Here is an 11,869-nt window from a genome sequence, read left to right as displayed (position 1 = left end):
GCCTGCGTTCGGTCCGATTCAAACTTAGCCGATTAGACCGGTGAGCGGGATGAAAACCTTCAGTTTGAGTTAATTCCGCATTCGCGCGCTAACGTTTCGTTAATACTGTTGCGCAAGTGCAACACCAAGATTGCATCAACGTGCCGTGGATACAAGGCGGGTGCTCGAAAAGGCGTTCGCTAAACGCCGTCTGGCGCTCGTCAGTTGCCGTAACGCGAGGCGATGTCGCGCGACAGCGTCTCGCCTTCCTTCATGTAGCGGCTGATGGCTTCGGTCGCTGACGGCGTGCATTGGGTATAGGTGCCGCCGAAGGAACGGTAACCGCGGTTGAAGCTGGCGATGAAGCGGGCACGCCGCTCCGGATCGGGATTTTCCGAATCGATCAGCTTTTCCATCTCGGTGCGCCACTGGTCGCCCTTTTCGCCGCACAGATTGCGCAGGAAATGCAGCGACCCCAGCACCTCGGCCAGTCGCATCAGCCCGGGCTCGAACGGCGACTCGGCGGCCAGCGCCGGCTGCACGGCAAAAGCCGTGGCGGTGGCGATGCATGCGGCAAGGAACAGCGAGGTGCGGGTCATAAGTCTATCTGACGAAACATTTTGTCGCCTGCAAGGCGATTCTCGGAGCGGCAGATATGGGCCTGCTTCAGGCCAAAAGCTCTTCAGCCACCTCCATGACGTCACCCGCGAGCGGCAGCGTCGCCATTTCATCAAGACTATAGAAGGCGGCGGTCTCGGCATCGTCGCTGGCCGTCGCTTCGCCGCCGGCATAAACGGCGCCGAACACGGTCAGCAGATAGTCGACAGGGTGATTCTCGCCGCTGCCGTCGATGTGGATGTCGCGAAGCGGACGATAGTCCTGCGCCCGCAGCCCGGTTTCCTCCAGCAATTCGCGCACTGCTGCTTCTTGCAGCGTCTCGCCGGGCTCGACCTTGCCGCCGGGAAAGGCATAAAGCCCCTGCGACGGCGGCCGCGCCCGTTTGACCAGCAGCACCGTCCTGCCGCGCACGACGGCGACCGAGACTGCGGGAAGTATCTTGCGCTGCTCGTTCATCGATATCGATTCGCTTATGTGAGGCCCACCCTGTGGACCGGCTGGCAGCGAGCAGCTTTAGCGGTTGCGCAGCGCCGGTTCCATCGCCACGTTCGCGATCGGATCAATTCATCGAGCTTGCCAATGTGCGGACGCTTTGCCCTGACGGCGACGCCCGACCAGACCGCCGCCTTGCTCGGCCTGGCGGAGCTGGAGGATTTTCCGGCCCGCTACAACATCGCGCCGACGCAGCCGGTGCTGATGGCGTTGTCGGGGCCGCCGCGCATGCCGGGCTCGAATTTCCCGGATCGCCAGGCGATGCTGGTGCGCTGGGGGCTGATCCCCACCTGGGTCAAGGACACCAGGGAATTTCCGCTGCTCATCAACGCGCGTTCGGAAGGCGCTATTGAAAAAGCCTCGTTCAAAGCCGCCATGCGCCATCGCCGTGCCTTGGTGCCGGCCTCCGGCTTCTATGAGTGGCAGCAATCCGGCAGCGGCAAGAAGGGCCAGCCCTACTGGATACGGCCGCGGCATGGCGGGTTGATCGCCTTTGCCGGGCTGATTGAAACCTATGCCGAGCCGGGCGGTTCGGAAATGGACACCGGCGCCATTCTTACCGTCAACGCCAATGCCAGCATCGCCCATATCCATGACCGGATGCCGGTGGTGATCGCGCCGGAAGATTTCGCCCGCTGGCTGGACTGCCGCACGCTCGAACCGCGCGACGTGGCCGACCTGCTCAAACCCGCGCTGCCCGATTTCTTCGAGGCAATTCCGGTCTCCGACCTCGTCAACAAGGTCGCCAACACCGGGCCGGAGATACAGGACATGGGCATCGTCGAGCCCGGCAAGGTCAGGCGCCAGAAGCCCGGCGCGGACGACAGTCAGATGACGCTGTTTTAGAGCGCGTTCCCAAGAAGCCAGGTCCGGTCTTCGGGAAGAACCTGCTCAATAGGAAGAGCTGTTGTTTCAGGCGCGCTATAGGCGCCTCAGCCTTCCGTTCCGGCGCACGCCTTGTCGGCGGCCGGCACGATGCCTGTTCAGGCAGCGCGGGGCGAAGTGATTTTCGGCGCCGGCTTTTTATTCTTCGCGGTGTGGAGAAGGGCGGCGACGATCGCGGCCGGGCCGATCGCACGGTAGTGGTTGGCGAGCGCCGGTTGCTTGGCGCGGCTCGATTCCTGCTTGGTTCGTGACATCGATCTCTTCCCTGGTAACATTTCCGTGTCTGCGTTTGCCGGCCGAATCTGACCGAATCGTGACCTATGGTGGACTAGCCGGCGAATGTTTCATGACTGTGCCGACATGTTTAATAAAATGTTTCAGCGGCTCCTGACCTATGATCCAGCGACGCTTTTGCCGGAAGTTGCGACTTGACGGCAACACCGCCCAAGGCGATAAAGCCGCCGATGAAAACGTTTTTCGCCATTTGTGGCATTTGCATTATTGGCTAGCTTCGCGCTGGTCCGGACGTTTTCGCCTCATCTTTCCCCAGAGTGGACAAACGCCCCGGCCAGCAGGCTGGAGCCCGATTTGTGCCTTGGCACAGGTAAGGCTCTCTCCAGAACTTAACGGACCGGAAGGGCACGCATGTCTGACGCATCGAAGGGTCTCAGCCTCTACAACACGCTAACGCGGACGAAGGACGTGTTCGTCCCGATCGACCTGTCGAATGTGCGCATGTATGTCTGCGGCCCAACCGTCTACGACTTTGCCCATATCGGCAATGCGCGTCCGGCGATCGTCTTCGACGTGCTGTTCCGTTTGCTGCGTCACCTCTACGGCGAGGCTGGTGTCACGTATGTGCGCAACATCACAGATGTCGACGACAAGATTAACGCCCGCGCGCTGCGCGATTTCGGCGCCGAGATCGCGTCGGGAAACCTGACGCTCAACGAAGCGATCCGCCGCGTCACCGAAAAGACCGCCGATCAGTACCACAAGGATGTCGCCGCACTAGGCTGCTTGCCGCCGACGGTCGAGCCGCGCGCCACCGAGTTCGTGGCGCGCCGCGCCGACGGCAAGGTTGACATGATCACCCTCATCGAACGTTTGATCGAACGCGGCCACGCCTATGTCGCCGCCGGCGAAGTGCTGTTCGACACCGCCTCGATGCCGGATTATGGCGAGCTGTCGAAGCGCAATCTCGACGAACAGCAGGCCGGTGCGCGAATTGCCGTCGACGCTCACAAGAAGAACCCGGGCGATTTCGTGCTGTGGAAATTGTCGTCACCGGAAGAGCCCGGCTGGGACAGCCCATGGGGCAGGGGCCGTCCGGGCTGGCACATCGAGTGCTCGGCCATGTCGGCCGCGTATCTCGGCGAGGTCTTCGATATCCATGGCGGCGGCTTGGACCTGATCTTCCCCCACCATGAGAACGAGATCGCCCAGTCGCGTTGCGCCCACGGCACCGACGTCATGGCCAATGTCTGGATGCACAACGGCTTCCTGCAGGTCGAGGGCCAGAAAATGTCGAAGAGCGTCGGCAATTTCTACGCGATCGCCGAACTGCTGGAGACCGAAACTTTCGGCGGCCGCAAATGGCCGGGCGAGGTGCTGCGTCTGGCGATGCTGATGACGCATTACCGCGAGCCGATCGATTTTTCCGTGCGCAAGCTGGAGGAAGCCGAGAACACGCTGCGCAAATGGAAACGCGCGGCTGACCTGGCGCCGTCGGCAGGGCAGGTGCCAGATGACGTTGTGGCGGCGCTATCCGACGATCTCGCCACCTACGCTGCCTTCCAGCGGTTGACGCAGCTCGCCGGCGAAGCAGCGGAGGTTACCGGCAGCGGTCAGAACGCCGCAGCCGCTTCGCTGAAAGCGGCGCTTTTCTTTCTCGGCTTCGATATCGGCGCGGCCAAGGTCGACGAGGCAGCGATCGCCAAGGCGATCGCCAAGCGCTTGGAACTCATCGCCGCCAAAAACTGGGCCGAGGCCGACCGCATCCGCGACGAGCTTCTGGAGCAAGGCGTGCAGCTGAAGGACGGCAAGGATCCTGTCACCAGCGAACGCGTGACGACGTGGGAGGTGAAGCGGTGAGGGTGGCGCGAGACACCGTTGTAAGATTGGCGAAGGCGGCAGCGACAGCCAATCTCCCCCCTTGCGGGGGAGATGTCCGGCAGGACAGAGGGGGGTGTGAAGGAACGCCAGCGTTCCTTCTTGCCCACTTTCATTTCGGCCACTTTCTGAGAACGCAATGGCTGCCGGTTGAGACGCTGGCGGGACAGCACCCCCCTCTGTCCTGCCGGACATCTCCCCCGCAAGGGGGGAGATCAGCCCTCGCCTCGGTTTTCGCTAATCGCCAGCGCGGAGTGGCCTGAGCATGGGTCACGACCTCGTTCCATCGCGTCAGCGCAAGAATGCAAAGTCCATGCGTCGCGTCATGACCGATGCCGAGCTGAAACTGTGGAATGAGTTGCGGGCTCACCGGCTGATGGGGATGAGCTTTCGCCGAAAGGTACCGATTGGACCCTACATTGTCGACTTCGCCTGTTCGGCCCACCACCTCGTAGTCGAGGTTGATGGCAGTCAGCATGCCGACGTAGAAGATGCAGAACGCGACAAGGCACGCAGCGCTCAATTGAGTGCCAGTGGCTGGACCATCCTGCGCTTCTGGAACGACGACGTCATCCGCGATATCGACAATGCCTGCCAGCACATCGTCATCGGGGCCGGCTTGGCCGGCGCCGACGTGCCGGCGCCAGCAAGGGAGGAGCTTGTTTCATGATCGACCATCTCGGCATCAATGTCGCCGACTTCGACGCGTCGAAAGCCTTTTATGACCAGGCGATAGCGCCGCTTGGCGCCTCGCTGATCTACATGGTGCCACTGGAATATACCGGCGGCGCCAAGGTCGGTGGCTATGGCCGCGACCGGCCGGTGTTCTGGCTGCAGGCCAGCGATGACAGGCCGAGGACCCATCAGCACGTCGCCTTCACCGCGCGCAGCCGCGCCGAGGTCGACGCCTTCCATGCCGCTGCGCTCGCCGCCGGCGGCAAGGACAATGGCGGGCCGGGGCTGCGCCCGCATTATCACCCGGACTATTACGGCGCCTTCGTCTTGGATCCCGACGGCAACAATGTCGAGGCCGTCTGCCATGCGCCCGAATGACTATGAAACGGAGTGAGACGCCATGAGCCTCGACAACCGGCCGATCTACACCGGTGGCTGCCAGTGCGGCGCGGTGCGCTTTCGCGTCGAGGGTGCGCTGGGTGACGCCTCGATCTGCCATTGCCGCATGTGCCAGAAGGCGTTCGGCTCATTTTACGCGCCCCTGGTCTCGGTGCGTGGCGCCAAACTCGACTGGACGCGCGGCGAACCGAAATATTTCGCCTCGTCCAGCCATGTCGATCGTGGCTTTTGCGCCAATTGCGGCACGCCGCTGACCTTTACCGCGCCCGACGGCGTCGGCCTTGCCATTGGCGCCTTCGACAATCCGGCCGAAATCGTGCCGCTGATCCAGTGGGGCACCGAGGCAAAACTGCCTTATGTCGACACCCTTCCGCAATTGCCGGGCGAGGACACGATGGCCGACATGTCGTCGGCGCCTTATCTTGCCGAGCTTGTCTCCTACCAGCATCCCGATCATGACACCGAACAATGGGACACCGAACACCGGCCGCCAGAGGGAAAATCATGACCGATGAAGTTCGGACCGGCGGCTGCCAGTGCGGTGCCGTGCGTTTCCGCATCAAGGGCAAGCTCGGCCGGGCGTCCATCTGCCATTGCCGCATGTGCCAGAAACAGTTCGGTTCGTTTTTCGGCGCGCTGGTGACAGTGCCCAAGGATGGCGTCGAATGGATGCGCGAAGAGCCCACCTATTTCCAGTCGTCGGTCAACATCGATCGCGGCTTCTGTTCCCGCTGCGGTACACCGCTGACCTATCGCCAACCTGGCGCACTGGAGATCGCCATCGGCGCCTTCGACGACCGCTCCGATCTGGCGCCGCAGATCCAGGTCAACTACGCGGTCCGATTGCCTTGGGTGGAAACGATCTTTGACCAGCCCGTGCATCAGGATCCGGATTTCTACTCCCGCCAGGAGCAGATCATCTCCTTCCAGCATCCCGACCACGAAACCACGGACTGGCCCGCGCACGGCCTGAAGATATGAGCAATGAAATGAACAGTGAACTTCGTACTCTTTATCCAGAGATCGAGGCGTTCGAGTCCGGCATGCTCGATGTCGGCGACGGCCATCATATCTACTGGGAGCGCTCCGGAACCAGGGGCGCCAAGCCGGCCGTTTTCCTGCATGGCGGTCCCGGCGGCGGCTTCTCGCCAAAACATCGGCAATTGTTCGACCCGAAGCTTTACGACGTCATCCTGTTCGACCAGCGCGGCTGCGGGAAATCGACACCCAACGCCTCGCTCGAGGCCAACACCACCTGGCACCTGGTTGCCGACATCGAGCGGCTGCGTGAGATGTGCGGCTTCGAAAAATGGCTGGTGTTCGGCGGCTCGTGGGGCTCGACGCTGGCGCTGGCCTATGCCGAGACGCATCCTAATCGCGTCAGCGAGCTTGTCGTGCGCGGCATCTACACGCTGACCCGCGCCGAACTCGAATGGTACTATCAGTTCGGCGTCTCCGAGATGTTCCCCGACAAATGGGAGCGTTTCCTGGCGCCAATTCCTGAAGCCGAGCGCGGCGACATGATGGCCGCTTACCGCAGGCGGTTGGTCGGCGCCGATGGCAAGGCGCAGCTGGAAGCCGCCCTTGCCTGGAGCCTGTGGGAAGGTGAGACGATCACGCTGCTACCGGAGCCGGAGACCAGCGACAAGTTCGGCGAGGACCACTTCGCCATCGCCTTTGCCCGCATCGAGAACCACTATTTCGTCCACGCCGGCTGGCTGGAGGAGGGGCAGCTTCTGCGCGATGCCCATAAGCTCGCGGATATTCCCGGCACAATCGTCCACGGCCGCTACGACATGCCGTGCCCGGCGCGCTATGCCTGGGCCCTGCACAAGGCCTGGCCGAAGGCGGATTTCCACCTCATCGAAGGCGCCGGCCATTCCTATTCGGAGCCGGGGATTCTGGATCGGCTGATACGCGCGACGGATGGGTTTGCGGGGAAATGACAGCGCGTGGCACCCCCCTCTGTCCTGCCGGACATCTCCCCCTCAAGGGGGGAGATTGGCTGTCATCGGCGCTTTCGCAAATCTCCGTCGCTGCAGGAAACGATCCGACGCTAAAGCTGCCGATCTTCCCCCTTGAGGGGGAGATGGCCGGCAGGCCAGAGGGGGGTGCTCGCGCGCCAACAGAACAATGACCAAACAACGCCTCTATCTCTTCGACACAACCCTCCGCGATGGCCAGCAGACGCCGGGCATCGACTTTTCCGTCGAGGACAAGATCGCGATTGCCAAGCTGCTCGATGAGTTCGGCATGGACTATGTCGAAGGCGGCTATCCGGGCGCCAATCCGACCGACACCGCCTTCTTCCAGCAGAAGCGCACGGCGAAGGCAAAGTTCGTCGCCTTCGGCATGACCAAGCGGGCAGGCGTGTCGGCGTCCAACGACCCGGGCCTGGCAGCGCTCGTGCAGTCCAAGTCCGACGCCATCTGCTTCGTCGCCAAGAGCTGGGACTATCATGTCCGCGTCGCGCTCGGCTGCACCAATGAGGAAAACCTCGACTCGATCAACGCGTCGGTCGAAGCAGCTGTTGCCGCCGGCAAGGAAGCGATGGTCGATTGCGAGCATTTCTTCGACGGCTTCAAGGCCAATCCCGACTATGCGCTGGCCTGCGCCAGGACCGCCTATGATGCCGGCGCGCGCTGGGTGGTGTTGTGCGACACCAATGGTGGCACGCAGCCCTCGGAAGTGCGCGCCATCGTCGACAAGGTCATTGTTTCAGGCATTCCGGGCGGCCATCTCGGCATCCATGCCCATGACGACACCGGCCAGGCGGTGGCCAATTCGCTCGCCGCCGTCGAGGCCGGCGTGCGCCAGATCCAAGGCACGCTGAACGGCATCGGCGAGCGCTGCGGCAACGCCAATCTGGTCTCGATCGTACCGACGCTGGCGCTGAAGCCGGCCTTCGCCAATCGCTTCGAAACTGGCATCTCGGTTGAAGCGTTGACCGGTATTTCACGGCTTTCCCGCGCCTTCGACGAATTGCTGAACCGCGCTCCGGAAGCGCAGGCGCCCTATGTCGGCGCCTCGGCCTTCGCCACCAAGGCCGGCATCCATGCCTCCGCACTGGCCAAGGAGCCGGCGACCTATGAACATGTGCCGCCCGAGGCGGTAGGCAACCGCCGCCGCGTTATGGTTTCGGACCAGGGCGGCAAGGCCAATTTCCTCGCCGAGCTGAAGCGGCGCGGCATCGATGTGCCCAGAGACGACCATCGTCTCGATGCGCTGATCTCGGTGGTCAAGGAGCGCGAGGCCGAGGGCTACGCCTATGAGGGCGCCGATGCCTCCTTCGAGCTGTTGGCGCGCAAAATGCTGCACGGCCTGCCGGAGTTCTTCAACGTCACTTCGTTCCGCTGCATGGTCGAGCGCCGCTTCGATGCCAACGGCCAGTTGAAGACGGTCTCCGAAGCCATCGTCAAGGTGATGGTCGAGGGCGAGGAGAAAATGTCGGTGGCCGAAGGCCACGGCCCGGTCAACGCGCTCGACATCGCGTTGCGCAAGGACCTCGGCAAATTCCAGAGCGAGATCGCCGACATGGAGCTCGCCGATTTCAAGGTGCGTATCCTCAATGGCGGCACCGAGGCGATCACTCGCGTCCTGATCGAATCGCATGACGGCACCGGCGCACGCTGGTGGACGGTCGGCGTGTCGGAAAACATAATCGACGCCTCCTTCCAGGCGCTGATGGATTCGATCGTCTACAAGCTGATGAAGAACCGCGACATGGCGGGATTGGTGGCGGCGGAGTAGGGTTGCAAGACGTGGGTTTCCTCGCCCCCCGAAGTGGGGCGAGGAACTGGCGCCGCCCCTTGAGCCATCAGCGGAAGTCCATTGATCCATCATAATTTTGCGATGGTTTTGGATGGCCCACTGGGCCATAGCGTTTGCCATGGCCAGCGACACGATCCAGCCCGACGCCGACTCCAAAGCCCGCAGCGGCTTTCTCCTCGCGCTCGGCGCTTATCTGCTATGGGGCCTGTTGCCCTTCTACATGAAGGCGGTTGCGCATCTGCCGCTGATCGAGGTGATCGCCCACCGCATCGTCTGGTCGGTGCCGATTGCTGCTGCAGTGCTGGTCTGGGCCGGCCGCACAGCCGATTTCAAGGCGGCGATCCGCTCGCCGCGCAGCATCGCCATGGCGGCGCTGACGGCGACCCTGATCTCCGTCAACTGGGCCATCTATGTCTGGGCGATCTCGGTCGACCGCACCGTCGAGACCGCGCTCGGATACTACATCAACCCACTGGTCAGCATCGTCGTCGGCGCGGCTCTTCTCGGCGAGAAGCTCGACCGGCTGCAGATCGCGGCCGTGGCACTGGCGGCGATCGCCGTTGCCGTGCTCACCGTTGACGCCGGCAAATTGCCCTGGGTGTCGCTGGCGCTGGCCTTTTCCTTCGCCGCCTACGGCTTCTTCCGCAAGACGCTGCCGATCGGCCCGAGCCAGGGCTTTCTGCTCGAAGTGCTTTTGCTCTCGGTGCCGGCGCTTGCCTACATCGTCTTCCTGGTCGTCAACGGCCAGGACCATTTCATCTCCAGCAACGGCACCGATATGGCTTTGCTCATCGGCTGCGGCCCAGTCACCTCGGTGCCGCTGCTTCTGTTCGCCTTCGGCGCCAAGCTTCTGCGCCTCTCCACCATCGGCATCATGCAGTACATCGCACCGACCATGGTGTTCCTGATCGCCGTGCTGATTTTCGACGAGCCGTTCGGCACCACGCAAGCAATTGCCTTCGCGCTGATCTGGGCGGCATTGGCGATGTATTCCTGGTCGATGTTTCGTGGCCGTGAAATCCGCCCGGTGGCGTTGGCCCCGAAGTAGGGAGCCTTTCGATGTACGTGCTGCATATCGCCAACAAGAACTATTCGTCATGGTCGCTGCGGCCATGGGTGCTGATGCGCACCCTCGACATTCCGTTCGAGGAGCAATTGACGCCGTTTCCGACCGGGCCCAGTTTCGATCTCTACCGGGCGTTCTCGTCCAGCGGGCGCGTGCCTTGCCTGGTGGATGACGGCTGGGCTGTCTGGGATTCGCTGGCTATTGCCGAGTATCTCGCCGAGCGCCACCACGGTGTGTGGCCTGCCGAGGCCAAGGCGCGAGCCTGGGCGCGCTCGGCCGCCGCCGAAATGCATTCTGGTTTCACGGCCTTGCGCGGCGCATGCCCGATGAATTGCGGCTTGCGGGTAAAACCATTGCCGATGTCGGACGCGCTGAAGCAGGATCTGTTCCGTTTGGGCGATCTCTGGGACGATGGCCTTGCCCGGTTCGGCGGGCCGTTCCTTGCCGGCGGCCACTTCACCGCCGTCGATGCCTTCTTCGCCCCGGTGGCGTTCCGCGTCCAGTCCTATGGATTGTCTTTCGAAGGGGCAGCTGCAGCCTATCCCGCGCAATTGCTTGGCCTGCCGGCCATGCAGGAATGGTATGCCGCGGGTCTCGCCGAGACCTGGCGGGAGCCGGACCATGAGGCGGAGGTCGCTGCCGCCGGCACCATCGTCGAGGATCTTCGCGCTACGGCGTGATGGGCATTCCAGGAAAAGCGCGTCGCGTTCCCTTGGGAATTGAGTGAAAACAAAGGGATCGAGGCGTTACGTCCGCCCGAGCCGCCTTACGAACATGTAGGTCGCCGCGGCGATCACGATCGAAACCGCCGAGACCACCCAGAAGCCCATCGGCGTATTGACCATGGGCAGGCCACCGACATTCATGCCGAACAGGCCTGATATGATGGTCATCGGCAACAGCACCGCCGTCATCACCGACAGCACATAGAGCAGCTGGTTGGACTGCATTGTCAGCTTGGCCATCAACTCGTCCTGCAGCAACCTTGCGCGTGCCTGCAACTGCTCGCCGTCGTGATAGAGCGTGTGTGCCCGGTGCGAGAGCCTTGTCGCCATGTCATTGATCCGATCGGGCAGCTCATTGCGATGCGAATGGTCGAGATGGCGAAAAAGGTTTGTGAGCGTCGCCATCTGCCGGTGGATGACCACCAGTTGACGCCGCGCGTCGACCAGCGACTGCCGCTCGCCGTGCCAGGCATCGCGCACGATAACGGTCCTCGATGCCGTCCAGCGTATCGCCAAGACCGTGGAGCTCGGCCGCCATGCCGTCGAGCGACTGGCCCATGACCGCTTCGACCAGGTCGGCGGGGGAGCGGAATTTGCGCGAGCCGCTCTCCACCGCCTTGCGGATGAGATCGACCGATTCCAGTGGCTGCTTGCGCGCGCCGATCAGCGTCTTGTCGTTGAGCGCAAAACGGAAATGGCCGAGCCCGCGCGCTTCCGCCGAATAGTCGTGGCGCAGATCCGGCAGGTCGCCATAAAGCCAGGCGTCCTCGAGATCGATGTGGCAACCCTGGCTGGCGCCGAGGAAAGCTTCGCGCACCGGCCCGGGCAGAGCCTGCTCGGCGGCGATCTCATGACGGGCGCGCAGGTCGGACAGCTGGTAGCTGCGCCATGTCCATGCAACCTCGGCCGCGTCCTTGGTGCGCAGGCCCTCGGCGGTGAAATGGTAGATGAAGAACAGCCCGTGCTCGTCGGGCAGGTAAGGCGACAGGCCTTCCGCGTTGAGAGCAATGTTCGCGGCTCGCCTCGCCAAGAAATTTCGACCAGGTTCAGATTTCGACTATGCCGACGCGCGGATGCCGACCCGTCCTTCGTAACACGAGTGAGGCGGGTTCCGTGTGACGGTTTCTTGACAGGCGATCACAGTTTG

The 11,869-nt window shown here is 62.8% G+C and carries 13 protein-coding genes and 1 pseudogene; 10 read left to right on the top strand and 4 right to left on the bottom strand.

Going from position 1 to position 11,869, the window contains the following annotated elements:
- Positions 1 to 200: 200 nt before the first annotated feature.
- Positions 201 to 578: a TIGR02301 family protein gene (locus tag NKI96_RS19010; RefSeq protein ID WP_023692875.1), complete on the bottom strand. Its 378-nt coding sequence runs from the start codon at positions 576 to 578 to the stop codon at positions 201 to 203.
- A 67-nt stretch (positions 579 to 645) separates the two neighbouring features.
- On the bottom strand, positions 646 to 1,053 hold the full coding sequence (locus NKI96_RS19005; RefSeq protein WP_031203100.1) for an NUDIX hydrolase: 408 nt from the start codon (positions 1,051 to 1,053) through the stop codon (positions 646 to 648).
- 123 nt (positions 1,054 to 1,176) lie between these two features.
- Between NKI96_RS19005 and NKI96_RS19000 the strand changes: the two genes are divergently transcribed.
- Positions 1,177 to 1,935, top strand: coding sequence for an SOS response-associated peptidase (locus NKI96_RS19000; protein WP_023820187.1), 759 nt, complete (start codon positions 1,177 to 1,179; stop codon positions 1,933 to 1,935).
- A 137-nt stretch (positions 1,936 to 2,072) separates the two neighbouring features.
- Here the strand turns inward: NKI96_RS19000 and NKI96_RS18995 are convergent, their stop codons facing one another.
- Positions 2,073 to 2,228 carry a hypothetical protein gene (locus tag NKI96_RS18995; RefSeq protein ID WP_023673568.1) on the bottom strand — a complete coding sequence of 52 codons (156 nt, stop codon included), beginning with the start codon at positions 2,226 to 2,228 and terminating at the stop codon, positions 2,073 to 2,075.
- Positions 2,229 to 2,619: 391 nt separating this feature from the next.
- Between NKI96_RS18995 and cysS the strand changes: the two genes are divergently transcribed.
- The 9 genes from cysS to NKI96_RS18950 all read left to right on the top strand — a co-directional run bounded on the left by cysS (position 2,620) and on the right by NKI96_RS18950 (position 10,677).
- Positions 2,620 to 4,068, top strand: coding sequence for a cysteine--tRNA ligase (cysS, locus tag NKI96_RS18990; RefSeq protein ID WP_352805594.1), 1,449 nt, complete (start codon positions 2,620 to 2,622; stop codon positions 4,066 to 4,068).
- 283 nt (positions 4,069 to 4,351) lie between these two features.
- On the top strand, positions 4,352 to 4,756 hold the full coding sequence (locus NKI96_RS18985; protein ID WP_352443831.1) for an endonuclease domain-containing protein: 405 nt from the start codon (positions 4,352 to 4,354) through the stop codon (positions 4,754 to 4,756).
- Entirely contained in the window at positions 4,753 to 5,139 is a 387-nt protein-coding gene (locus NKI96_RS18980; RefSeq protein ID WP_352443830.1) for a VOC family protein, read from the top strand. Before NKI96_RS18985 ends, NKI96_RS18980 begins: the two co-directional genes overlap by 4 nt.
- 22 nt (positions 5,140 to 5,161) lie before the next feature.
- A complete protein-coding gene (locus NKI96_RS18975) occupies positions 5,162 to 5,668 on the top strand; it encodes a GFA family protein (protein ID WP_352805591.1) in 507 nt (168 codons plus the stop codon).
- The gene (locus tag NKI96_RS18970; RefSeq protein WP_023747452.1) at positions 5,665 to 6,141 is read left to right on the top strand and encodes a GFA family protein; all 477 of its coding nucleotides are present in this window, start codon (positions 5,665 to 5,667) and stop codon (positions 6,139 to 6,141) included. Before NKI96_RS18975 ends, NKI96_RS18970 begins: the two co-directional genes overlap by 4 nt.
- A gap of 8 nt (positions 6,142 to 6,149) precedes the next feature.
- A complete protein-coding gene (gene pip / locus NKI96_RS18965) occupies positions 6,150 to 7,106 on the top strand; it encodes a prolyl aminopeptidase (protein ID WP_023684469.1) in 957 nt (318 codons plus the stop codon).
- A 187-nt stretch (positions 7,107 to 7,293) separates the two neighbouring features.
- Complete coding sequence (gene cimA / locus NKI96_RS18960) at positions 7,294 to 8,910, top strand: citramalate synthase (protein WP_023742611.1); 1,617 nt, start codon at positions 7,294 to 7,296, stop codon at positions 8,908 to 8,910.
- A 139-nt stretch (positions 8,911 to 9,049) separates the two neighbouring features.
- A complete protein-coding gene (gene rarD / locus NKI96_RS18955) occupies positions 9,050 to 9,979 on the top strand; it encodes an EamA family transporter RarD (RefSeq protein ID WP_023742610.1) in 930 nt (309 codons plus the stop codon).
- An 11-nt stretch (positions 9,980 to 9,990) separates the two neighbouring features.
- The gene (locus NKI96_RS18950) at positions 9,991 to 10,677 is read left to right on the top strand and encodes a glutathione S-transferase family protein (protein ID WP_352805587.1); all 687 of its coding nucleotides are present in this window, start codon (positions 9,991 to 9,993) and stop codon (positions 10,675 to 10,677) included.
- Between the two features lie 66 nt (positions 10,678 to 10,743).
- On the opposite strand, the pseudogene NKI96_RS18945 reads toward NKI96_RS18950, so the two are convergent.
- Positions 10,744 to 11,752, bottom strand: a pseudogene (locus NKI96_RS18945) (transporter).
- Between the last annotated feature and the right edge of the window lie 117 nt (positions 11,753 to 11,869).

Source organism: Mesorhizobium sp. M0292 (genome assembly GCF_040321695.1).
Classification (GTDB): Bacteria; Pseudomonadota; Alphaproteobacteria; order Rhizobiales; family Rhizobiaceae; genus Mesorhizobium.
Note: the sequence above shows the minus strand (reverse complement) of the source record. Positions and strands in the feature narration are given on the sequence as shown.